20 protein-coding genes, 1 tRNA gene and 1 pseudogene are annotated in these 21,459 nt (G+C 66.9%); 11 read left to right on the forward strand and 11 right to left on the reverse strand.

Annotation, left to right across the window (positions count from 1 at the left end; translation table 11 throughout):
* Positions 1 to 42: 42 nt before the first annotated feature.
* Entirely contained in the window at positions 43 to 1,182 is a 1,140-nt protein-coding gene (locus tag O4H32_RS05165; RefSeq protein ID WP_269357326.1) for a porin, read from the reverse strand.
* A gap of 303 nt (positions 1,183 to 1,485) precedes the next feature.
* Between O4H32_RS05165 and O4H32_RS05170 the strand changes: the two genes are divergently transcribed.
* Both O4H32_RS05170 and O4H32_RS05175 read left to right on the forward strand, forming a co-directional pair.
* Positions 1,486 to 2,646: an alpha-hydroxy acid oxidase gene (locus O4H32_RS05170; protein WP_269357328.1), complete on the forward strand. Its 1,161-nt coding sequence runs from the start codon at positions 1,486 to 1,488 to the stop codon at positions 2,644 to 2,646.
* Complete coding sequence (locus O4H32_RS05175; RefSeq protein ID WP_269357329.1) at positions 2,640 to 3,869, forward strand: nucleoside recognition domain-containing protein; 1,230 nt, start codon at positions 2,640 to 2,642, stop codon at positions 3,867 to 3,869. The genes O4H32_RS05170 and O4H32_RS05175 overlap by 7 nt, the downstream gene beginning before the upstream one ends.
* 13 nt (positions 3,870 to 3,882) lie before the next feature.
* On the opposite strand, the gene O4H32_RS05180 is transcribed toward O4H32_RS05175, so the two are convergent.
* On the reverse strand, positions 3,883 to 4,797 hold the full coding sequence (locus tag O4H32_RS05180; RefSeq protein WP_269357331.1) for an ATP adenylyltransferase family protein: 915 nt from the start codon (positions 4,795 to 4,797) through the stop codon (positions 3,883 to 3,885).
* Positions 4,798 to 4,931: 134 nt separating this feature from the next.
* On the opposite strand from O4H32_RS05180, the gene O4H32_RS05185 reads away from it, so the two are divergent.
* Together O4H32_RS05185 and O4H32_RS05190 are read left to right on the forward strand one after the other, a co-directional pair.
* Positions 4,932 to 5,462: a hypothetical protein gene (locus O4H32_RS05185; protein WP_269357332.1), complete on the forward strand. Its 531-nt coding sequence runs from the start codon at positions 4,932 to 4,934 to the stop codon at positions 5,460 to 5,462.
* A 90-nt stretch (positions 5,463 to 5,552) separates the two neighbouring features.
* The gene (locus O4H32_RS05190) at positions 5,553 to 6,503 is read left to right on the forward strand and encodes a hypothetical protein (RefSeq protein ID WP_269357334.1); all 951 of its coding nucleotides are present in this window, start codon (positions 5,553 to 5,555) and stop codon (positions 6,501 to 6,503) included.
* 79 nt (positions 6,504 to 6,582) lie between these two features.
* On the opposite strand, the gene O4H32_RS05195 is transcribed toward O4H32_RS05190, so the two are convergent.
* The 6 genes from O4H32_RS05195 to cysS all read right to left on the reverse strand — a co-directional run bounded on the left by O4H32_RS05195 (position 6,583) and on the right by cysS (position 12,247).
* Positions 6,583 to 6,675: transfer RNA gene (locus O4H32_RS05195), tRNA-Ser, on the reverse strand.
* A gap of 70 nt (positions 6,676 to 6,745) precedes the next feature.
* Positions 6,746 to 8,014 carry an aspartate kinase gene (locus tag O4H32_RS05200; RefSeq protein ID WP_269357561.1) on the reverse strand — a complete coding sequence of 423 codons (1,269 nt, stop codon included), beginning with the start codon at positions 8,012 to 8,014 and terminating at the stop codon, positions 6,746 to 6,748.
* 95 nt (positions 8,015 to 8,109) lie between these two features.
* Positions 8,110 to 9,174 carry a tRNA lysidine(34) synthetase TilS gene (gene tilS, locus O4H32_RS05205; protein ID WP_269357336.1) on the reverse strand — a complete coding sequence of 355 codons (1,065 nt, stop codon included), beginning with the start codon at positions 9,172 to 9,174 and terminating at the stop codon, positions 8,110 to 8,112.
* A complete protein-coding gene (locus O4H32_RS05210; protein ID WP_269357338.1) occupies positions 9,149 to 10,111 on the reverse strand; it encodes an acetyl-CoA carboxylase carboxyltransferase subunit alpha in 963 nt (320 codons plus the stop codon). The genes tilS and O4H32_RS05210 overlap by 26 nt, the downstream gene beginning before the upstream one ends.
* Before the next feature lie 37 nt (positions 10,112 to 10,148).
* Positions 10,149 to 10,802 carry a DNA-3-methyladenine glycosylase family protein gene (locus O4H32_RS05215; RefSeq protein WP_407932616.1) on the reverse strand — a complete coding sequence of 218 codons (654 nt, stop codon included), beginning with the start codon at positions 10,800 to 10,802 and terminating at the stop codon, positions 10,149 to 10,151.
* A 2-nt stretch (positions 10,803 to 10,804) separates the two neighbouring features.
* Positions 10,805 to 12,247 (reverse strand): cysteine--tRNA ligase, encoded by a 1,443-nt coding sequence (gene cysS, locus O4H32_RS05220; protein ID WP_269357340.1) that lies wholly within the window; start codon positions 12,245 to 12,247, stop codon positions 10,805 to 10,807.
* 131 nt (positions 12,248 to 12,378) lie between these two features.
* Between cysS and O4H32_RS05225 the strand changes: the two genes are divergently transcribed.
* The 3 genes from O4H32_RS05225 (at position 12,379) to O4H32_RS05235 (ending at position 14,504) form a co-directional block, all read left to right on the forward strand.
* Positions 12,379 to 13,068 (forward strand): tetratricopeptide repeat protein, encoded by a 690-nt coding sequence (locus tag O4H32_RS05225; protein ID WP_269357342.1) that lies wholly within the window; start codon positions 12,379 to 12,381, stop codon positions 13,066 to 13,068.
* Positions 13,069 to 13,222: 154 nt separating this feature from the next.
* Complete coding sequence (locus O4H32_RS05230; protein ID WP_269357565.1) at positions 13,223 to 13,732, forward strand: peptidylprolyl isomerase; 510 nt, start codon at positions 13,223 to 13,225, stop codon at positions 13,730 to 13,732.
* The gene (locus O4H32_RS05235; RefSeq protein ID WP_269357344.1) at positions 13,725 to 14,504 is read left to right on the forward strand and encodes a UDP-2,3-diacylglucosamine diphosphatase; all 780 of its coding nucleotides are present in this window, start codon (positions 13,725 to 13,727) and stop codon (positions 14,502 to 14,504) included. The genes O4H32_RS05230 and O4H32_RS05235 overlap by 8 nt, the downstream gene beginning before the upstream one ends.
* A 53-nt stretch (positions 14,505 to 14,557) precedes the next feature.
* Here the strand turns inward: O4H32_RS05235 and O4H32_RS05240 are convergent, their stop codons facing one another.
* Together O4H32_RS05240 and O4H32_RS05245 are read right to left on the reverse strand one after the other, a co-directional pair.
* Entirely contained in the window at positions 14,558 to 16,132 is a 1,575-nt protein-coding gene (locus O4H32_RS05240; RefSeq protein ID WP_269357567.1) for a TerC family protein, read from the reverse strand.
* A gap of 12 nt (positions 16,133 to 16,144) precedes the next feature.
* Positions 16,145 to 16,927, reverse strand: a complete 783-nt coding sequence (locus O4H32_RS05245) for an inositol monophosphatase family protein (RefSeq protein ID WP_269357346.1) — start codon at positions 16,925 to 16,927, stop codon at positions 16,145 to 16,147.
* Positions 16,928 to 16,966: 39 nt separating this feature from the next.
* Here O4H32_RS05245 and O4H32_RS05250 point away from each other — a divergent pair, with 39 nt between their 5' ends.
* A complete protein-coding gene (locus O4H32_RS05250; protein ID WP_269357348.1) occupies positions 16,967 to 17,851 on the forward strand; it encodes an RNA methyltransferase in 885 nt (294 codons plus the stop codon).
* Positions 17,844 to 18,788 (forward strand): serine O-acetyltransferase, encoded by a 945-nt coding sequence (gene cysE / locus O4H32_RS05255; protein ID WP_269357350.1) that lies wholly within the window; start codon positions 17,844 to 17,846, stop codon positions 18,786 to 18,788. The genes O4H32_RS05250 and cysE overlap by 8 nt, the downstream gene beginning before the upstream one ends.
* Positions 18,789 to 18,823: 35 nt before the next feature.
* Here cysE and O4H32_RS05260 read toward each other — a convergent pair whose 3' ends face one another.
* Complete coding sequence (locus O4H32_RS05260) at positions 18,824 to 19,672, reverse strand: mechanosensitive ion channel family protein (RefSeq protein ID WP_269357352.1); 849 nt, start codon at positions 19,670 to 19,672, stop codon at positions 18,824 to 18,826.
* 721 nt (positions 19,673 to 20,393) lie between these two features.
* On the opposite strand from O4H32_RS05260, the pseudogene O4H32_RS15050 reads away from it, so the two are divergent.
* Positions 20,394 to 20,525 (forward strand): annotated as a pseudogene (locus O4H32_RS15050) (HAMP domain-containing protein); the annotation flags it as partial.
* Between the two features lie 48 nt (positions 20,526 to 20,573).
* The gene (locus tag O4H32_RS05265; protein WP_475572014.1) at positions 20,574 to 21,350 is read left to right on the forward strand and encodes a methyl-accepting chemotaxis protein; all 777 of its coding nucleotides are present in this window, start codon (positions 20,574 to 20,576) and stop codon (positions 21,348 to 21,350) included.
* The last annotated feature ends 109 nt before the right edge of the window (positions 21,351 to 21,459 follow it).

Raw genomic sequence — 21,459 nt, forward strand, 5'->3', positions numbered from 1 at the left:
AGCCGGGCCGCATCGTCAGCGTGGACAAGCCACGCGAGACGATTAGAACTTGTGGTTCACGCCGACGCCGGCTTCGGTACCCTTCAGGTCCTTGATGTAGCCGATGTTCTTGGCATAGGACGCGTAGGTGTACAGGCTGGTGCGCTTGGACAGCGGGTAGACGTAGTTCAGCTGGTAGGTGCTGATGCTGCCGGCGGAGTCGCCCAGCTTGTCGCTGTTGTCCAGGTTGGACGTGGAGTAGTTCCAGCCAGCATACAGGGTGCCGGCACCGATCGGGGCGCTCAGGCCGACGTGGTAGTTGTTGGACTTGAAGTCGTCGAACAGGGTGGCGGTGTTGATCGTGCCGGGGATGCCGGTGATCCCGTTGGCGGCGCCGTTCCAGCCCAGCTTGCCGTGACGGTCTTGACCGTAGGCCAGACCCAGCTTCACGACTTCGAAGTCGTAGGAGCCGTTGATCTGCCAGGAGGTCGCAGCGCTGCGCTCGACACCAGTGGCGTCGTTGGACGTCTGGCTTTGACGGTCGTAGCTGGCGCCGACGCCGATCGGGCCGTTGGCGTACAGGGCGCCGACGGACACGCGGGCACCGCGGTTGGCGAAGGACGAACCATTGGTGTTGCGACCCACGGTGGTGCCGCCGTCGTTGTCGGTACCGTACATCAAGATACCCTTGAAGCCGGACATGTCAGGCGTCACGTACTTGAAGGAGTTGTCGACGCGGGTGCCTTCGCCCAGACCGGTGGAGCCGAAGACCTTGTCGGCATCACCCAGGTTCACGCCATTGGGCACCAGGAAGGTGTCCACGCCGGCGGAGTACTGGCGGCCCATCGTGAAGGTACCCCAGTTGTCGCTGGACAGACCCACGAAGGCTTGGCGATGGAAAGCACGGGTGCTGGCAGCTTCGCCGTTACCCAGGTTGAAGCCTTGCTCCAGTTGGAAGATGGCGCGCAGGCCGTCACCCAGATCTTCGGAGCCCTTCAGGCCGAAACGGTTGCCGTTGAAGGTGCCGTCACGCAGACCCGAGGACTTGGCGGTGGCGTCAGCGCCATTGTGGTCGTACTTGTAGTTCTGGTAGCCGTAGCCGGTGTCCAGAATGCCGTACAGCGTCACGGACGTTTCCGCTTGAGCAACGCCGGCGGTAGCGAAACCAGCCAGCAGAGCGGCGGCGAGCAGAGTCTTTTTCATGTAAGAAATCTCCGTAGATTTGTGTGAATCAGAGCAGGCCAACAACAACCTGTGCCGCTGCTCTTCCAACTCCGCGATGGGAAGTTGTAGGTATTGCATCAAAAATCCGGGATGAATGCCATGTCGGACGGGGCAAAACGGCCAGTTTCCCGGGAAGTCGTTGCATGCCCGCAACATCGGCCCGGACGCCCTTGCCCATGACCGGGGATTACCCGGGCGCTGTATCCGGGCGTGGGGATTGGATTCAAACCGCGCAAGGCATCGTATCATCACGGCCATTGCCACTGCCTTCCGGAGTCCCGTTTGCCCGCACTGAACAAGATCACCTGCGTCGAGGACTTTCGCCGCGTCGCGCGGCGGCGCGTGCCGCGCATGTTCTACGACTACATGGACTCCGGGTCCTGGACGGAATCCACCTACCGCGCCAATGAAGCCGACCTGCAGGCGCTGAAGTTCCGCCAGCGCGTGGCGGTGGACATCGCCCGACGCAGCCTGCGGGCGCGCCTGCTGGGCGAGGACGTGGCGATGCCGCTGGCCCTGGCACCGACCGGGCTGACGGGCATGCAGCGCGCCGACGGCGAGATCCTGGCCGCCCGGGCGGCGGAACGCTTCGGTGTGCCGTTCACGTTGTCGACCATGAGCATCTGCTCGATCGAGGACGTGGCCGCCCGCACCAGCCGGCCATTCTGGTTCCAGCTGTATGTGATGCGCGACCGGGAGTTCATCGGCCGGCTGATCGACCGCGCCCGCGCGGCGCGCTGTTCGGCCCTGATGGTGACGCTGGACCTGCAGGTGATGGGGCAGCGGCACAAGGACATCAAGAACGGGCTTTCCACGCCGCCGCGCCCGACGCTGGCGAATCTGGCGAACCTGGCGCTCAAGCCGCAATGGTGCCTGGAGATGGCGCGCACGCCCCGGCGCGCGTTCGGCAACATCGTCGGGCACGCCAAAGGCGTGGCGGACATGCGTTCCCTGGCGTCCTGGACGGCGGAACAGTTCGACGCCACGTTGAACTGGGACGACCTGGCCTGGATCAAGGAACGCTGGGGCGGAAAATTGGTCGTCAAAGGGATCCTGGACACCCAGGACGCCCGACGCGCGGTGGACGCCGGGGCGGACGCGCTGGTGGTCTCGAACCACGGCGGGCGCCAGCTGGACGGCGCGCCGTCGTCGATCGCCGCCCTGCCCGCCATCGCGCAGGCCGTGGGCGACCGCATCGAAGTGCTGATGGACGGCGGCGTGCGCAGTGGCCAGGACACGCTGCGCGCCCTGGCGCTGGGCGCGCGCGGCGTGCTGATCGGCCGCGCTTTCCTGTACGCCCTGGCCGCCTACGGCGAAGCCGGGGTACTGCGCTGCCTGGAATTGATGGCCAACGAACTGGACGTGACCATGGCCTTCTGCGGCCGCACGCGCGTCCAGGACGTGGACCGGCGCGTGCTGGTGAATCCGGAAGCCGCATGCTGAACCTCCTCTGGCTCGGATTCTTCCTCGTCGCGGCGGCGGCCGCGCTGTTCCAATGGCTCGTGCAGGGCGATCCCGAAGTGTTCGCCCGCCTGATCGCCAGCCTGTTCGACATGGCGGACCTGTCGGTCAAGCTGATGCTGCTGCTGTTCGGCACGCTGACGCTGTGGATGGGCTTCCTGAAGATCGCCGAATCGGCGGGACTGGTGGCTGGCCTGGCCCGGCTGCTGGGTCCGCTGTTCCGGCGCCTAATGCCGGAAGTGCCGGCCGGACATCCGGCCCTGGGCCTGATCACGCTGAACTTCGCCGCCAACGCGCTGGGACTGGACAACGCCGCCACGCCCATCGGCCTGCGGGCCATGCACGCGCTGCAGACGCTGAATCCGGAACCCCGATCCGCCAGCAACGCGCAGATCCTGTTCCTGGTGCTCAATTCCTCGTCGCTGACGCTGCTGCCGGTGACGATCTTCATGTACCGGGCGCAGCAAGGCGCGACCGATCCGACGCTGGTGTTCCTGCCGATCCTGCTGGCGACCGCGGCCTCGACGCTGGCGGGACTGCTGTCGGTGGCCTTCATGCAGCGGCTGCGGCTGCACGATCCCGTGGTCCTGGCCTGGCTGGGCGGCGGCGCGTTGCTGCTGGGCGGTTTCATGGCGTTGCTGGCCTCCATGAGCGCCGCCGCCGTGGCCGCCCTGTCCTCGCTGATGGGCAACCTGGTCCTGTTCGGCATCCTGATCGCCTTTCTGGTCGCCGGCGCCTGGAAGCGGATTCCGGTCTACGAGCGCTTCATCGAGGGTGCCAGGGACGGCTTCGACGTCTGCAAGGGCCTGCTGCCCTATCTGGTGGCCATGCTGTGCGCGGTGGGGGTGCTGCGCGCCTCCGGAGCGCTGGACGTGCTGCTGGACGGCATCCGCTGGCTGGCGCACGCGGGCGGCCTGGACGCCCGTTTCGTCGACGCCCTGCCGACCGCCCTGGTCAAGCCGTTTTCCGGCAGCGCGGCGCGCGCCCTGATGATCGAGACCATGCAACACTCGGGGCCGGACAGCTTCGCCGCCCTGCTGGCCGCCACCGTCCAGGGCAGCACCGAGACGACTTTCTACGTGCTGGCCGTGTATTTCGGCGCGGTCGGCATCCAGCGCGCGCGCCACGCCTTGGGCTGCGCGCTGCTGGCGGACGTGGCGGGCGTGCTGGCCTCGATCGGCGTGTGCTACTGGTTCTTCGGCTGACGATGCCCCCGCCCTAACCCGGCACTCCGACGCTGGCCAGCGCCCGCAAGGGGCCGGCGGTGCGGATGGCGTCGATCTGGACCTGATCGCGCACATAGAGGGCACCGCCGAAGGACAGGGCATTCAGGGACACGCCCTGGAAGTGCTCCCGGCTGCGGGGCAGCACCAGCATCCAGCCGTCGCCCACCAGCATGTTGCAGGGCGGCAGCAAGCCGTCCGGTCCGGGCCGCAGTTCTAGTGCGGCGCAGGCCTGGCCAAATGCGATCATCATGGCCCGGGCGCTGGCCCCCGCATCGGCGCCCAGGCCGGCGTCCACGCGCACGAAACAATGGGCCAGGTCCAGCGCGGGATGGCGCACGATGGCCCCCTGCGCCTGGTTCACCGGCAAGCCGGCTCCCAGGACGCGCAGCGAGGCGTTGTCCGGCGCATCGGGGATCCACTGCACGTGCTTGTGCCGCTGACTGGCGCCCGCGGCGGCGCCCCCGTTGTAAAAACCCAAGCCGCCTTCCCGCGACAACAGGAAAGCCAAGGCCTGGAAGTCAACGTCCTCCAGCGGCGAGCGCTGCTCCGAGAACGCCCGCCGGGCCAGCACCAGGTGATGCCTGCAGACGGGGAACTTGTTGAGGATGGCCGCATGGTGTTCCCCCACCGGTCCGACGAGCAGGGCGGGATCGGGCGACAGAAAGGGGTTGAAGTCCGGATCGCGCGGCCCGCCCGGCAAGGTGACGGCCTGGCTGTCAACGGACGCATCCGGCGGGGCATTCCGCTTTGCCGCGTCTTTGGCGGCCAGGGCGGCCACCCGGCGAACGATGAACGGCAACCCCCGGTCTTCGATGACGACCTGTTCGGCCACGATGGGCTTCAGGTCGCCCGATGCGATGGCCAGGTCGCTGCGCGCGCGCACGCTGTCCATGAAGTTAGAATGCATATTCCTCCCCCGCATGGGCGGTCCGGGTTCCACCGGCCATACCGGCGAGCCCCGACGGCGAATTTTCCCGATTGTAGGGGCTCGCCGTCAAAGATGCCCGATCGGGGGATGAAAACCACCTATGGGGGCGTTTCATGTTTTCCTGCTCACACATGCGGATCTGGATCCGGAGAGCCCTGGCAGCGGGCGCGAGCCTCTGGCTGGGGGGCTGCGCCAATATCGCCGCCACCCCGCCCGGCACGCCGCTGTCCCAGGTGACCGCGCGATTCGGCGCGCCCACGCTGCAATGCGTCGATCGCCAGGGCCGCAACCGCGTCGTCTGGTCGCGCCAGCCCCTGGGGCAATACGCCTGGGGCGCCACGGTGGATGCGCAGGGCCGCGTCCAGGGCGTCGAACCCATTCTGACCGATGCGCATTTCCAGGCCCTGAAGCAAGGCGAATGGACGGCGGACCAGGTGCGCTGCGAATTCGGGCCGCCCGCCATCATCGACACGGCCGGCCTGCCCAATGTGCGCCAGATCGTCTGGAGCTACCGTTACAAGCAGGATCACGTCTGGAATTCGCTGATGTACGTGTTCATGGGCCCCGACGGCCGCCAGGTGACGAAATTCCACCCGGGGCCGGATCCGATGTACGACCGCGAAGACGTGTTCCCCAGAAACTAGGGCCGGACGCCAGGTCCGGGGCGTGCGTGGAACCCGTTCGATGCGATCCGCCACACATGAGCCGAACCACCCTCGGATCAGGAGTCAACATTGAGCACCCCACCCATTCAAGGCGGCACGACGCACCGCGTTCCCATGCAAGACGATTTTTCGCGCACGGACGCGCCTTCCGGGAAGGTACAGAACCAGTCCGGGGATGCGGACCTGGAAGATTTCGTCGACTTGTACGGGCCTGCTTCCCCCAAGGTGTCCTCAGGCCAGGAGGTTTCCCCCGACGAGTTCGAGCTGATCGAAACGGAAGACTCGTTCGACATGCTGATCAGCCAGGATGCGCGGGAAAGCACCCCCGCCGGGACGAAGACGACCTTCCTGCCAGACGACGCGCGGCTGAATGACGAGCTTGGCCTGCGCGCCGAGAGGGACCTGAACGCCAACCCCAAGGATTTCCTGCAGTTCGTGGCCAGGAACACGAACCCGCAGCGCACGTGGTTCAGCTTCAAGAACTTGCTGAACATCCTCACGGATCTCATCAGCCTGAAAAAACCCACGCTGGTGCTGAATCAGAACTGCGTCCACTGCGCCAGGGCGGTGGATCAGACCCTGGCCCAGTTCACGCCCCAGGGCCGCGGTCCGGACACGCCCCGGTTGCACCAGGTGGCCGAAGGGCGGCGCGGGGCATTCGAGGCGCTGATAAATCAGCACCCGGGCCTCGCCCTCGAGGACCAGGGCGCGTTCATTCGCGAACTGACCGAAGCGATCGGCGAAGGCTCGCGTGGCTGCATCAGCATGCCGGTCAAGGGCCGGCCGTTTTCGCATGCCATGAATGTGGTGAACATGACCGGCGGCAACGGACTCTATATCGTGTGCGGGCAGCAGAACCGGGTCTACGACCTGAACGATCCGGGCGACCTGGAGCACTTCTGGAGCCGTTATGAAATCCGGCAGAATCAGGCGGCGGTCATCGCCCGGACCGGACAAGCGCCCGAAACGGCGGCGCCCTCGTCCGGCCAGTCGGATGGACAGATGCTGAACCTGGCCTGAGCGGCCGGACGATCCCCACACCGGCCTCCGCCGCCAGAACGACAAAGGCCTTGACAATGTCAAGGCCTTTGGCTTTTGCTGGCGGAGACGGAGGGATTCGAACCCTCGATGCGGGTATAAGCCGCATGCTCCCTTAGCAGGGGAGTACCTTCAACCACTCGGCCACGTCTCCAGCAAGACCGGCATTCTAGCACAGGAACCGGAAGGCGCAGGCAAGCCCGGCGCCATGCCCGGCGCGACCGTCAGACCTCGGTCCGGACGGACTCCTGGTCCAGCTCGAAGGCCTTGTGCAGGGCGCGCACGGCCAATTCCATGTATTTGTCGTTGATGAGCACGGACGTCTTGATTTCCGAAGTGCTGATCATCTGGATGTTGATGCCTTCTTCGGCCAGGGTGCGGAACATGAGGCTGGCGACGCCGACGTGGCTGCGCATGCCGATGCCGACGATGGAGACCTTGGCGACCTTGTCGTCGGAGACGACGTCACCGGCGCCCACGGCCGGGCCGATCTGATTTTTCAGCAGGTCCAGGGTGCGCGCGAAGTCGTTGCGGTTGACCGTGAAGGAGAAGTCGGTCATGCCCTGCTGGGAGATGTTTTGCAGGATCATGTCCACGTCGATGTTGGCCGCGGCCACGGGGCCCAGGATCGAATAGGCCACGCCCGGGGTGTCGGGGACGTTGCGCAGGGTGACTTTGGCTTCGTCGCGGCTGAAGGCGATGCCGGAGACAACGGCGGTTTCCATTTTCTGGTCTTCCTCGAAAGTGATGAGCGTGCCCGAGTGCATTTCCTCTTCGACCGGGATCATGGGGTCGGTCAGCGAGGACAGGACCCGCAACGGCACCTGGTATTTGCCGGCGAATTCAACGGAGCGGATCTGCAGGACCTTGGAGCCGAGCGAGGCCATTTCCAGCATTTCCTCGAAGGAAATGACGTTCATGCGGCGCGCTTCGGGCACGACGCGCGGATCGGTGGTGTAGACGCCGTCCACATCGGTGAAGATGAGGCATTCGTCGGCGCCCATGGCGGCGGCGACCGCCACGGCCGAGGTGTCCGAACCGCCCCGCCCCAGCGTGGTGATGTGGCCATCGTCGTCGATGCCCTGGAAGCCGGTGATGATGACCACGCGGCCCGACTCGAGGTCGGCCCGGACCCGGGTGTCGTCGATGGAGCGGATGCGGGCCTTGGTGTAGGCGCTGTCGGTGCGCACAGGAACCTGCCAGCCGGCGTAGCTGCGGGCGGACACCCCCTGGCGCATCAGGGCGATGGCCAGCAGCGCGCTGCTGGCCTGTTCACCGGTCGCGGCCAGCATGTCGAGTTCGCGCGGATCGGGCTGGGGGGAGATTTCCTTGGCCAGGCCCAGCAGGCGGTTGGTCTCGCCGGACATGGCCGAGGGCACGACGACGACCTGGTGGCCGGCGGCATGCCATTTTGCGACCCGCCGCGCGACATTTTGAATGCGTTCGACGGAGCCCATCGAGGTGCCGCCGTATTTCTGGACGATTAGCATGATGTTGACAAGGAGTGAAGCCCGGGCATGCCGTTCGGCCGGCTCGCCCCATGTAATGCGTCGAGCAATGATGAACTTGCCCTACCGCACAAAACTGATCATTCTACCCGGGTTTTGGCGACGCAGAGAACGCGGCCGCGCCGCACCACGATCCAGACGTCCTCGTGAAGCAGCCGCAAATCGCGGTCATGGCCCAAGGCGTGGACCTCGCGCAGCGAACGCAGCCAGGCCCGCAAGCGGGCCTCGGTGGGCATGCGCAAGCCAAGGCCGAGCAGCCAATGGCGCAGGGCCGGCGCCTGCCGCGTCTGCGGCAGCGCGCGCCAGGCGGCAAGCGAAAACGATCGTCCGTCGGGCGCGGGGTCCAGCCCGGTCCAATCGGCGCGGGCGGTTTCTGCCACCCAGTCGGACAGGTCCCGCGCCTGGGCGGCATGCCGGGCCAGGGTCCGGCGCCAGGCCGGCCAGCGCGCGTCCAGCACCGGCGCCAGTCCTTCGCGCAGGGCGGCACGGGCGTAGCGGACGTCGGCATTGCTGGGATCGTCGACCGGCCGCCAGCCGCTCAAGGCCTCGAATCGCCGCGCGCAATCCAGGATTGCGGACCGGGGCTGGTCCAGCCAGGGCCGGATCCAGACCAGGCCGGCGCGTTCAGTGACGGGTCTCATGGCCGCCAGGCCCAGCGGCCCGGTCCCGCGCAGCAGGCGCAGCAGCACGGTCTCGGCCTGGTCGTCCTGGTGATGGGCCAGCAGCAGGTGCCCGGCCCCGGCATGGGCGGCCAATTCGGCCAGCGCGGCATAGCGGACATCCCGGGCGGCGGCTTCCATGCCCCGGCCATCGACGCCGACCGCCACCCGCCGGCTGTGGCATTCCGCCCCCAGCAGAGTGGCCAGTCGATGCGCATGGTCCCGCCAATCGTCGGCTTCGGCCTGCAGGCCGTGATGGATGTGGAAACAGTGCAGGCGCAGTCCGAGGCGCCGGGCCGCGCTGGCCGCGTGCAGGGCCAGCATGGCGGAATCGGCCCCGGCGCTGAGCGCCACGCCGATGATCGAGCCCGAGGGCCGCGCCGCCAGGGCGGCGTCGAGCGCCCGCAGCAGCGCTGGGTCGAGCGCCGATCCCCAGGGGTCGCCTCCCTGATGAACCTGCCTAGCGGGCTTCCTGGAAGCGCCCATAGGCCGAGACGCGCTCGAGGCGGCGACGCAGCAGCTCGTCCACGTCCAGGCTGGAAAGTTCGCGCAGGGCGTCGGCCAGGGCGCGCTGGAGCTGGCGGGCCATGGTGGCCGGATCGCGGTGGGCGCCGCCCACGGGTTCGTTGACCACGCGGTCGATCAGGCCCAGGTCCTTCAGGCGCGGCGCGGTGATGGCCAGGGCCTCGGCCGCGACGGAGGCCTTGTCGGCGCTGCGCCACAGGATGGAGGCGCAGCCCTCGGGCGAAATGACGGCGTAGGTGGCATATTGCAGCATCATGACCGTGTCGCCCACGGCGATCGCCAGCGCACCGCCCGAACCGCCCTCGCCGATGATGGTGACGATGATGGGCACTTTCAGGCCGGCCATGGCGTACAGGTTGTGGCCGATGGCTTCGGACTGGCCGCGTTCCTCGGCCCCCACGCCGGGATAGGCGCCCGGGGTGTCGACGAAGGTGAACACCGGCAGGCGGAATTTTTCGGCCAGTTTCATCAGGCGCAGGGCCTTGCGGTAGCCTTCCGGCAGCGGCATGCCGAAATTGCGCAGGGCGCGTTCCTTGGTGTCGCGGCCTTTCTGGTGGCCGATCACCATGCAGGGCGTGCCGTTGAAGCGCGCCAGTCCGCCCACGATGGACTGGTCGTCCGCGTACATGCGGTCGCCATGCAGTTCGTGGAAATCCGTGAACAGCGCCTGGACGTAGTCCATGGTGTAGGGCCGCTGGGGGTGGCGGGCCACCAGCGCGGTCTGCCAGGGCGTCAGTTTCGCGTAGATGCTCTTGGCCAGGGACTGGCTTTTCTGCTGCAGGCGGTTGACTTCCTCTGAAATGTCGACGGCGGAGTCGGTCTGCACATAGCGCAGTTCCTCGATCTTTTGGTCGAGTTCGGCCAGAGGCTGTTCGAATTCAAGAAATGTATTTCGCATGAGAGCAGGGGTCCTAGGACGGAATTTCGGGACTCGATCAGTACTCGACGGCGGCGGCATCCATGCTGCGCCACAGGTACCAGCTGGCGACCGTGCGCCACGGCGCCCAGGCCTGGGAGACTTCGCGGGCCTCGAAACGCGAGACCGGCTCGCCGCTGAAGTAGTGATGGGAGATGGCCTTGAGCAGCGCCGTGTCGTCCAGCGGCAGGACATCGGGGCGCCCGAGGAAGAAGATCAGGAACATTTCCGCCGTCCAGCGGCCCACGCCGCGGATATCGCACAGCAGGGCCATCACGGCCGCGTCGTCATGGGATTCCCACCAGGCGGGATCCAGCCGGTCGGGCCGGGCGAAGAATTCGGCCGCGTCGCGCAGATACTGGGCCTTGCGCAGGGACAGACCGAGTTCGCGCAGTTCGGCCTCGGTGAACCGGGCGATGCAGCCGGGCCCCATGTCGTTGCCGCAGGCCTGGACCAGCCGGGCCCAGAGCTTGCGCCCCAGGGCCAGGGAAATCTGCTGGCCGACGATGATGCGGATCAGGGTCTGGAACGGACTCTGGCGCGCCTGCATGGCCTCGTGGCCATACACCGGGATCAGCTTGCGCAGGATGCGGTCGCGCTGCATCAGGTGATCGCAGGCCTGCGTCCAATAGGCGGGCCGCAGCGCGGCGGGGCTGTGATGTTGCATGTCCATGGTCACACCCGCCGCCATTGGGTGGCGCCGCCGGCCGCGTCGGCCAGTTCCACGCCCTGGTCGCGCAATTGGGCGCGGATGGCGTCCGCGCGGGCGAAATCGCGCGCGGCCTTGGCGTGGGTGCGTTCGGCGATCAGGGCTTCGATGGCGTCGGACGACAGCGTGTCCGCGCGGACGCCGCCCGCCAGGAAGCGGGTGGGTGATTTCAGGTAGACGGCGGGGTCGGTCTGCAACAGCCCCAGGATGCCGCCCAGGGCGCGCATCAGGCCGCTGGCCCGGGCGCTGGATTCGCGGTTGGCCCGCCCCGCCAGATCGAACAGCACGGCCACGGCACCGGCCGTGTTGAAGTCATCATCCATGGCGGCGCGGAAGGCCTGGGCGGACGGGTCTTCCCAGTCGACGGCGACGTCGGCGGGCGGCACACTGGCCAGCGTCTGGTAGAGCCGGTCCAGGGCGTTCTGGGCGTCCAGCAGGTTGTCGGGCGCGTAGTTCTGAGCGCTGCGGTAGTGGCTGCGCACCAGGAAAAAACGCAGCATTTCGGCTTCGCGCGGATTGACGGCATAGTCGGCCCGGTCGTCGGCCGCATCCAGCGCGACCGTGTCCCGGATGCGCTGGAAATTGCCCAGGGATTTGGACATCTTTTCGGCGTCCACCATCATCGGACCGCAGTGCATCCAGGCCGTGGCCAGGGTGCCGCCGAAAGCGCCCTCGCTCTGGGCGATCTCGTTTTCGTGGTGAGGGAATTTCAGGTCCGGACCGCCACCGTGGATGTCCAGCGGCATGCCCAGCAGCGCATGGCTCATGGCCGAGCATTCGATGTGCCAGCCCGGGCGCCCCGGCCCGTAGGAAGAATCCCAGCGGGTGTCGGCGGGCTCGTCGGGCTTGGCGGATTTCCACAGCACGAAGTCCAGCGGATCCTGCTTGCCGGCCGATACGGCGACGCGTTCGCCCGCGCGCAGGTCGTCCAGCGACTTGCCCGACAGCTTGCCGTAGCCGGGGAATTTGCGCACCGCGAAATTGACGTCGCCGTCGGCGCCCTGGTAGGCCAGCCCCCTGGATTCGAGCGTGCGGATGATGTCGAGCATGCCGGCCACGTGTTCCGTGGCGCGCGGCTCGTCATCGGGGGCCTGGACCCCGAGAGCGCGCTCGTCGGCGCGCATGGCGTCGATGAAGAATCCGGTCAGCGCGCGGATGGTGACGCCGCGCTCGACGGCGCGGCGGATGATCTTGTCGTCGATGTCGGTGATGTTGCGCACGTAGCGCACCCGATAGCCCGAAGCCCTCAACCAGCGCTGCACGACATCGAAGCCGACCAGCATGCGCGCATGGCCCAGGTGGCAGAAATCGTAGACCGTCATGCCGCAGACGTACATGCGCACCACCCCCGGCTCCGCTGTGCGCAGCGGAATTTTCTGGCGTGTCAGGGTGTCGTGGATATGGAGCATGTCGGGCAGGATGAGACGGGCGAACCCGCCGCTCCGGACCATGCGGGCAGCGCGCGGGGATGTAAAATGGACTGACAAGTATACCGTCCCCCGCTCTGATTCCAGAACCCCACCCATAGGCGCCCCGAGACGTGACCCGCCCTTTTCTTCCTGTTTTGGCCCTGTGCGCCTGCCTGATGGCGGTTCCGGCTCTGGCGGCCTCCCCGGACGCCGACGCCAATGCGGGCATCCCGAACCTGAACTACAACCCCGAGACCGGTGCGTTCACCGAGGTGCCTCCGCCGGAACGCGGCTGGCAGGCCTTCGCCGACGTACTGAAAAAGGCCGAACCCTCGGTGGATACCGCCATCCCGCTGACGGCCGCCCAGCTTGCCGATCACATCTCGGCGCTGATCGACGCGGGCCGCGCCGAAGAAGCCCTGGACATCATCGCCAAGCGCCAGGCCACGCGCGACGAATCCGTCACCCCGGGCGCCGACGTCCAGTTGCGCTACTTGCAGGGGCGGGCCCTGGGAGCGCTGGGGCGGCACGACGAGGCCATGGCCGTCTGGCGCCAGATGACCACCGACTACCCCGAACTGCCCGAACCCTGGAACGCGCTGGCGATCGAATACGCCCGCCAGGGCCAGCTCCAGCTGGCCCGCGAAGCGCTGGACATGGCACTGGTATCCGACCCGTCTTTCGCGCCGGCGCTGGAAAACCTGGGCCATGTGCAGATGCGCCTGGCCCAGGAAGCCTTCGACCGCGCCCGGGCGGCCGGCACGGCCCCGGCGCCCTCCGGGCCGGCGCACGACAAGACCCCCGCCCCTCAGGCACAATAGCCCTTTTGCACTGAACGCCGCCATGCCCCACGCCTCGTTTCTTTCCCGCATCCTGCCCTGGGCGCGGGCCTGCAGTCTGGGCTGCGCCCTGGTCCTGGCAGGCGGAGCCGCCGCCGCGCAGACCGATTCCAACCCATCCACTCAAAGCACAGCCATGAGCACTCATCCACACGTCAGAATCCATACCAACAAGGGCGATCTGCTGATCGAACTGGACGCCGAGAAAGCCCCCAAGACCGTCGAAAATTTCCTGCGCTACGTCAAGGAAGGCTTCTACGACGGCACCATCTTCCACCGCGTCATCAACAACTTCATGATCCAGGGCGGCGGCTTCGAACCCGGCATGAAACAGAAACAGACCCACGCGCCGGTCGAAAACGAGGCCAACAACGGCCTGAAGAACGACCGCTACACGCTCGCCATGGCGCGCACCGCCGATCCGCATTCGGCCACGGCCCAGTTCTTCATCAACGTGTCCGACAACGATTTCCTGAACTTCACCGCCCCCACCTCCAACGGCTGGGGCTATGCCGTCTTCGGCCGCGTCATCGAGGGCACGGAAGTCGTCGACGAGATCAAGAAAGTGAAGACCGGCAGCAAGGGCTTCCACCAGGACGTGCCCGTCGAGGACGTCGTCATCGAAAGCGCCACGCTGGTTGAATAAACAGGCGCTGCGAGGCGCCATCTGGATCGCCTCGGACATCCACCTGGGCGAAGCCGTCCCGGAGACGGCACGCGCCTTCTACGCGTTCCTGGACCGGGCACGGCGCCACGCCGACGCCCTGGTCCTGTGCGGCGACCTTTTCGATGCCTGGATCGGCGACGATCACGCCCTGCGCACACCGCCCGCCTGGCTCGCCGCCGCACTGGATGAACTGCGCGCCACCGCCGACGCCATCCCCCTGTGGCTGGCGCGCGGCAACCGCGATTTCCTGATGGGCCGCACCCTCGCCGACGCGCTGGGCGCCCGGCTGCTGGATACGCCCGCCGTCCTGGACACCGACGCCGGCCCGATCCTGCTGGCCCATGGCGACGAATTCTGCACCGACGACCTCGCCTATCAGCGCTTCCGCCGCATCGTCCGCACACCCTGGATCCAGCGAGTGTTCCTGGCCCTGCCCCTGGGCCTGCGGCGCGCCATCGCGGCACGGGCACGCGCGCGCAGCCGGCAGGCACGCAAAACCAAATCCATGGCGATCATGGACGTGAACCCCGCCGCCATCGCCCGGGCGCTGCGCGGGGCCGGATGCGACATCCTGATCCACGGCCACACGCACCGGCCCGCCATCCACGCGCTGGATCTGGACGGCCGCGCGGCGCGGCGCTACGTGCTGCCCGATTGGGAATGCGACAGCGACGCGCCCCCCAGGGGCGGCTGGATCGAGATCGACGCGACCGGGATTCGGCTGGTCACGGATCAGGCCCCTGCGGACTGATCCGTGCCTGACGCATCGGGGCGCCTTGCAAGGCGCGACGGGGGCCGAAGCGCTCAGTCCTGAGGCTCGGCCTCGGGGTCGAACGGATCGAGGCTGTCGATCTGGACGGCGGCGATGCGGCGGCCTTCCAATGCGGCGACGGTGAAACGGAAACCGCCGTAGCCACTCGTCAGTTCGCAGTGATCGCCGACGTCGGGCAGGCGCCCGAAACGGCTCAGCAGATAGCCCGCGATGGTGGAGTATTCCTCGTGCTCGTCGACCAGCCCGTCGGTGTGCAGGACCTGTTCCAGGTGATGCAGGTCGGCGGCGCCGTCGACGCGCCAGCGGCCATTGCCCTGATCGATGATGTCGGGGGCCTCGTCCTCGTCGGGGAATTCGCCGGCGATGGCCTCGAAGATGTCGATCGGCGTCACCACGCCGACGATGGAACCGAACTCGTCGGCCACCAGGACCAGCAGCCCGTGCGAGCGCTTGAGCGTTTCCATGAGCCCCAGGATGGGGATGGTCTCGTGCACGATGATCGGCTCACGCAGCCGTGTCTCGCGGATGCCGCCATGTTCCAGAAGGTCCAGCAGCAGATCCTTGGCGCGGCCCACGCCCACGACCTCGTCCAGCGAACCGCGGCACACCGGAAAGAAACTGTGCGGCTCGCGGATCAACTGGGCGCGCAAGTCTTCGGCCGGCGCATCCAGGTTGATCCAGGAGACATCGGTGCGTGGCGTCATGACGGAATGCACGTTGCGATCGCTGAGCGTCAGCACACCGCTGACCATGTTGCGTTCCTCGTCGCCGAAGGCCTCGACCGGCGCGGGCGCGTCCTCGCCCGTCTCGGGCTCGGGACCGGCCATCGGCTTGTGGCCCAGCATCAGCAGCACGGCCTCGGCGGTGCGCTCGCGCAGCGGCCGGCGCATCTCGGCGCGGCGCACGTTGCGACGCGCCCATTGGTTCAGGCCCTCGATCAGCACCGAGAACACGATGGCGGCGTACAGATAGCCCTTGGGCACGTGGAAGCTGAACCCGTCGGCAACCAGCGAAAAGCCGATCGTCAGCAGGAAGCCCAGGCACAGGATGACCACCGTCTGGTGGGCATTGACGAAGGCGGTCAGCGGCTTGGACGCCACCAGCATGATGCCCATGGCGATCACCACCGCGGCCATCATGATCGCCAGATGGTCGACCATGCCCACGGCCGTGATCACCGAATCGACGGAGAACACCGCGTCCAGAATGACGATCTGGGTGACGATCACTCCGAAACCGGCGTGCAGTCGCGAACCCGAGGCGTGCTGGGTGCGGCCCTCGATGCGGTCGTGCAGTTCGAACGTGCCCTTGAACAGCAGGAAGAAGCCACCCACGATCAGGATCAGGTCGCGGCCCGAGAACGACAGGTCGCCCAGGTGCACCAGGGGCTCGGTGAGCTTCACCAGCCAGGACATCAGCGTCAGCAGGAACAGACGCATGATGAGCGCCAGGCTCAGGCCCAGCACACGGGCGCGGTCGCGCTGCTTGGGCGGCAGCTTGTCGACCAGGATGGCGATGAAGACCAGATTGTCGATGCCCAGGACGATTTCCAGGACGATCAGGGTGAACAAGCCCACCCAGGCTGCCGGATCCAGCAACCATTCCATCATCGTGTTCCTTCAGGCGAGCAGATGCGTCATCATCTGCGCGAATATCTTGGGCGGCGCAGCCAGCACGTTGCCCGATTCCATCCAGCCCTGCTCACCCTGGAAGTCGGCCATCAGGCCGCCGGCCTCGAGCACCAGCAGGCTGCCGGCGGCCATGTCCCAGGGCTTGAGCCCGACGCCGCAGAAACCGTCCAGCCGGCCGCTGGCCACCCAGGACAGGTCCAGGACCGTGGAGCCCGTGCGCCGCGCCGCCGCGCATTCGGCCAGCAGCGGGACGAAGGGCGAGCTCGCAGGCAACGCCGTGGACTGGGGGATGTGCGAGGCCAGCAAGGCGTCGTGGTAGCGCAAGCAGGAGGACACCCGCACCCGGCGGTCGTTCAGAAAGGCGCCGCTGCCCCGGCTGGCAGTGAACATTTCGTTGCGCGTGGGGTCATAGACCACCGCGTGCGCGGCCTGGCCCCGATGCATCAGCGCGATGGACACGGCATAGTGCGCGAAGCCGTGGATGAAGTTCGTGGTGCCGTCCAGCGGGTCGATCACCCACTGGAATTCCGCGTCCGCCTGGCCGCCGCCGGCCTGCAGGCGGCCGGATTCCTCGGCCAGGATGCCATGGTCGGGATAGGCTGTGCGTAAAATGTCGATGATGGATTCCTCTGCGGCCCGGTCGACTTCCGTGACGTAGTCCTTCGGCCCCTTGCGCGCCACGTTCAGGCGTTCGAGGTCGAGGCTGGCGCGGTTGATGATGGCGCCGGCACGGCGTGCCGCCTTGATGGCGGTGTTGAGCATCGGGTGCATAGATTTCCAAAGATCACGGGTGACAGATCCCTATTTTAAATGACTCCGCCAGTTTCCTCCGACACGCCTCCCGACGCCCCGGATATTTTCGACCGGGTGCGCTTCATCATGGTCAGCCCCAGCCACCCCGGCAACGTCGGTTCGGCGGCCAGGGCGATCAAGACCATGGGCTTTCACGACCTGCGCCTGGTGGCCCCCGCCGACCCGGACATCCTGCGCCAGCCCGACGCCCTCGCCCTGGCGAGCGGGGCCGGCGACATCCTGAAACGCGCCCGCACGCACGCCACGCTGGCCGAGGCGCTGGGGTCCGCAACCCTGGCCTTCGCACTGACGGCGCGGGCGCGGGCCATCGGCCCCCCGCCCTGCGACATCCGCGAGGCCGCCGTGCAATCGGCCGCCGAGCTGGCCGGTCCGGACGCGCGCATCGCCATCGTCCTGGGCACGGAACGCACCGGTCTGTCCAACGAAGACATCATCCTGTGTCAGCGGGTCTGCCACATTCCGGCCAATCCAGCGTACAGTTCGCTGAACGTGTCCCAGGCGCTGCAGCTGGCCGCCTGGGAAATGCGCTATGCCCTGCTGCCCCTGGCCGGCGCGGCACGTCTGCCCGACACCCATGCCCGGCACGACCCGGGATCGGATCCGGCCAGCGGCGAACGCGTCCAGGCCATGCTGGAGCATTTCGAGCGGGCCCTGTTGGCCGTGGGATTCCTGGACCCCCGGCATCCGAAAAAACTGGTGCCGCGCATGCGGCAGATGTGGATCCGGAACCGGCTGAGCGCCGACGAGGTGGATATGGTGCGGGGCCTGTGCACCGCGATGATCCGCAGCGCCGGCCACGCCTACGCCGAAAGGACGGGAGCCCGCCCCGGTCCCGACGCCGATGAACACGAGCACATCCCGAGCACCGACCGACATGTTTGACCAGCTTCGCGAAGACATCGCCTGCATCCACGACCGCGATCCCGCAGCCCGCAGCCGGCTCGAAATCCTGACCTGTTATCCCGGCCTGCACGCCATCCTGGTCCACCGGCTGGCGCACGGCCTGTGGCGGCGCGGCTGGTACTGGGCGGGCCGCTTCGTGTCCCATCTGGGACGCTTGTTCACCGGCATCGAAATCCATCCCGGCGCCCGCATCGGCCGGCGCGTATTCATCGACCACGGCTTCGGCGTCGTGATCGGCGAGACCGCCGAAATCGGCGACGACTGCACGATCTACCAGGGCGTCACCCTGGGCGGCACCCGACTGTACAAGGGCGAGAAGCGCCACCCGACTCTGGAAGAAGGCGTCGTCGTCGGGGCGGGCGCCCAGATTCTGGGGGGATTCACCGTGGGCGCCCATGCCCGGATCGGTTCGAACGCCGTGGTGATCAAGCCCGTGCCCGCCGGGGCGACCGCCGTGGGCAACCCGGCACGGGTGATCCTGCCTGAGGACCATGCGGCCTCCGACGCCGTCCAGGACACGTCCCCGGCTTCCACGACACCTGGGCACACGGACCATCCAAGGCCCGGCGACGACCGGACGCGGACCGCCTCGCGCCCCGCCGGATCGCTTTGCCAGGAGGAAATCCCGCCTTCTCAAGCGGAATGGGCCGCCCGACCGCTTCAGGAACTGCTGCAGCGGGGCCGGTCCGGGTCCGACACCCGGGAGGCCGGACCCCAGGAAGACTTCGCACCCTACGGGGTCGGGCGCGCCGACGACGATCCGCTGGTCAAGGTGCTGCATGAACTCATCAACCACACGGCCCAACAGGACGCGCGCATCCACCGTCTGTGTTCGGCCCTGGAAGACCTGGGGCAGCGTATCGAAAACGGCCAGAGGCCGCTGGATGCGGAGCGGCTGAACCGCATGGTGGAGTAAAGAGGCGGGCGTCGGCGGCCCGTCGACGAAAAAGGTCACGCATTGACCGTCTTGTCTTTTTGCGACGAGACCGGGATGGACTGGACCTCGCGCAAGGGGATGGGCGTGCGCAGGCCCGCCTGGCGCAGCGCCTGGGGCGCCCGACGCTGCAGGTCGAAATACACGTCCCAGTATTTTTCCGCCAGCGCCCATGCGCGGACGTTCACCATGATGGTGCTGTCCCGGTATTCCATGACCATGACCTGGGGCGCGGGATCGGCCAGAATGTCGTCATGGCGATCAATCAATGACCGCAGGGTCGCCAGCGCGGCTTCCAGGTCGTCGTCGTATCGCACCCCCAGCATGATGTCCAGGCGGCGGGTCTTGTTGCGGCTGTAGTTGGTGATCGGACTCCCCCAGACCAGGGTGTTGGGCAGCAGGATCTGGATGCCGTCGACCTGCACGAAACGGGTCATGAACAGACCGATTTCATCCACGGTGCCCGAGCCCTGGCTACCGATGGAGACGAACTCGCCCGCACGCACCGGCCGCAGTACCAGCAGCATGATGCCGGCGGCGAAATTCTGCAGCGTCCCCTGCAAGGCCAGGCCAATGGCCAGGGCGGAAGCGCCCAGCATGGCGACCAGGCTGGCGGTCTGCACGCCCAATCGCGCCAGCACGGCCAGCAGCACGACGATGCGCACGGCCCAGACGGTGACGCTGCGGATCATGGGGACGATGGTCGGATCGATCCGGGCGGAACGATCCGCGATGTGGCGCATCCAGCGACCCAACAGATTGGATACGGCCCAGCCGATCACCAGAATCGCCAGGGTCACGCCGAAATGGATCACGATGCCGCTCAGATCGGGCAGGCCGGACCAGAAAGCCTGAAGCTGTTCCATGGCTGAAATCTCCAAGAATGAAACAAGTAAAACGCTGATTTTACGTTGCCCCGGGAGCGCCCCGATCGGCCGCCCGGCCGATCGATGAGTCGGGCATGCGCCGTCACCGATTTATCCACGCCGATTGTGGACAAGCGCATGGAAAAGTCCCGGAATGATTTATTTATTCCTTTTAAATCATGTATTTATATCTCATGACAGAAAAATGACCGTTTCATGAACATTGAACCGCTGAGGATTTATCCACCCTGCCTGTGGACAAATCCATGGACAAACCCCGAGATTCTCAGGGTTTTCCCTATGCCTCAATCACTTAGGCCCGGCGGTCGGAAAATGCCCGGACCGGTCCGGTCTTCATGCCGCGTGATGAAGGGTATTGATGTGCGGAAATGTCCGCACTCCCAGGGACCGATATAGTGACCCGGCGCATTGCGCCCAGGCGTTCCGCCCGCACCCCGGCGACCGCCGAAGAAAACACATCAAGCGCGCAGGCCCTCGGGCTACGCGACGGAGGCGAGACATGAAGCATTTCCTTCTGACGCGCTCATTGCGCGTCCGGCTGGCGCTGTCCACCCTGGCGCTGCTGCTGCCCACCCTGCTGGCCGTCGGCGGCGCCCTGTGGCTCGCGGCGCCGGTGCCTGAGCCGCTGCGCAGTGGCCTGATCGGGCTGGGGCTGGCGTCCATCCTGCTGGCCTGGCTGATTTACCGCGCCTTGCTGCGCATGGTTCTGAACCCGCTTCTGGACAGCGGCCAGTTGCTGCGCCGGATCGCCGACGGCGACCTGACGGCCTCCATCGAGGTCTGGACCCGGGATGAAATCGGGCAACTGTTCCAGGGGCTGAAGGACACGCAGGAGAGTCTGCGCACCATGATCGCCCTGGTCCTGGAACGCACCGGCCGCATGGTCCAGGGCGCGCGCGCGATCGCCGCCGGCAACCAGGACCTGAACGCGCGCACGGAACAGCAGGCGGCGGCCCTGCAGCAGACTGCGGCCAGTATCGAGGAACTGGCGAGCACGACCCGGCAGAACGCCGGCAACGCCCGTCAGGCCAACCAGCTGGCCGGCCAGGCCTCGGGCGTGGCCTCGGACGGCGGGCGGACCGTGGACGAACTGATCGAGACCATGGAGGGCATCTCGGACAGTTCCCGGCGCATCGGCGAGATCGTCGGTGTCATCGACGGCATCGCCTTCCAGACCAACATCCTGGCCCTGAACGCGGCCGTGGAGGCCGCCCGCGCCGGCGAGGAAGGCCGCGGTTTCGCCGTCGTGGCCGCGGAAGTCCGGGCGCTGGCCCAGCGCAGCGCCGCCGCCGCGCGGGAAATCAAGGACTTGATCGAGCAATCAACCCTGCGCATCGAGGACGGCTCGGCCCGCATGCGGCAGGCGGGCCGGACCATGCTGGAAATCGTCACCTCGGTCCGGAAAGTGTCCGGCATCATGGAAGAAATCACCGCCGCCACCGTGGAGCAGTCCGCCGGCATCGAACAGATCCACCAGGCCATGGCGCAGATCGAAACCGCGACACAGCACAATACCCGGCTCGTGCGACAGTCCGCCGGCGCCACCGGCCTGCAGGAGCGCCTGGCCGACGAAGTGAAGGATTCCCTGGCTGTCTTCCGACTGGGGATGACAGTCTTATCCACGCAGATTGTGGACAAGTCCATGGACAAGCCTTGAAGGACTCAGCTTTAGTCTTTCATATCAAACAGATAGCATCTGGGGCAGAAAAATGACCGATGCATGACAAGTCCTATTGTCGCGAAATTATCCACCCCGTCTGTGGACA

This window comes from Castellaniella denitrificans (assembly GCF_027214045.1).
GTDB classification, from domain to species: Bacteria; Pseudomonadota; Gammaproteobacteria; order Burkholderiales; family Burkholderiaceae_B; genus Castellaniella; species Castellaniella denitrificans_A.

Bases quoted from the DNA above. Each gene is read 5' to 3' on its own strand.
- O4H32_RS05240 (WP_269357567.1), bottom strand. From the start codon at position 16,132: ATGGAATGGTTGCTGGATCCGGCAGCCTGGGTGGGCTTGTTCACCCTG.
- O4H32_RS05185 (WP_269357332.1), top strand. From the start codon at position 4,932: ATGTTTTCCTGCTCACACATGCGGATCTGGATCCGGAGAGCCCTGGCA.
- O4H32_RS05215 (WP_407932616.1), bottom strand. From the start codon at position 10,802: ATGGACATGCAACATCACAGCCCCGCCGCGCTGCGGCCCGCCTATTGG.
- O4H32_RS05265 (WP_475572014.1), top strand. From the start codon at position 20,574: ATGGTCCAGGGCGCGCGCGCGATCGCCGCCGGCAACCAGGACCTGAAC.
- O4H32_RS05180 (WP_269357331.1), bottom strand. From the start codon at position 4,797: ATGCATTCTAACTTCATGGACAGCGTGCGCGCGCGCAGCGACCTGGCC.
- O4H32_RS05210 (WP_269357338.1), bottom strand. From the start codon at position 10,111: ATGCGAAATACATTTCTTGAATTCGAACAGCCTCTGGCCGAACTCGAC.
- O4H32_RS05230 (WP_269357565.1), top strand. From the start codon at position 13,223: ATGAGCACTCATCCACACGTCAGAATCCATACCAACAAGGGCGATCTG.
- O4H32_RS05260 (WP_269357352.1), bottom strand. From the start codon at position 19,672: ATGGAACAGCTTCAGGCTTTCTGGTCCGGCCTGCCCGATCTGAGCGGC.
- O4H32_RS05165 (WP_269357326.1), bottom strand. From the start codon at position 1,182: ATGAAAAAGACTCTGCTCGCCGCCGCTCTGCTGGCTGGTTTCGCTACC.
- cysE (WP_269357350.1), top strand. From the start codon at position 17,844: ATGTTTGACCAGCTTCGCGAAGACATCGCCTGCATCCACGACCGCGAT.
- O4H32_RS05175 (WP_269357329.1), top strand. From the start codon at position 2,640: ATGCTGAACCTCCTCTGGCTCGGATTCTTCCTCGTCGCGGCGGCGGCC.
- O4H32_RS05250 (WP_269357348.1), top strand. From the start codon at position 16,967: ATGACTCCGCCAGTTTCCTCCGACACGCCTCCCGACGCCCCGGATATT.
- O4H32_RS05245 (WP_269357346.1), bottom strand. From the start codon at position 16,927: ATGCACCCGATGCTCAACACCGCCATCAAGGCGGCACGCCGTGCCGGC.
- cysS (WP_269357340.1), bottom strand. From the start codon at position 12,247: ATGCTCCATATCCACGACACCCTGACACGCCAGAAAATTCCGCTGCGC.
- tilS (WP_269357336.1), bottom strand. From the start codon at position 9,174: ATGGGCGCTTCCAGGAAGCCCGCTAGGCAGGTTCATCAGGGAGGCGAC.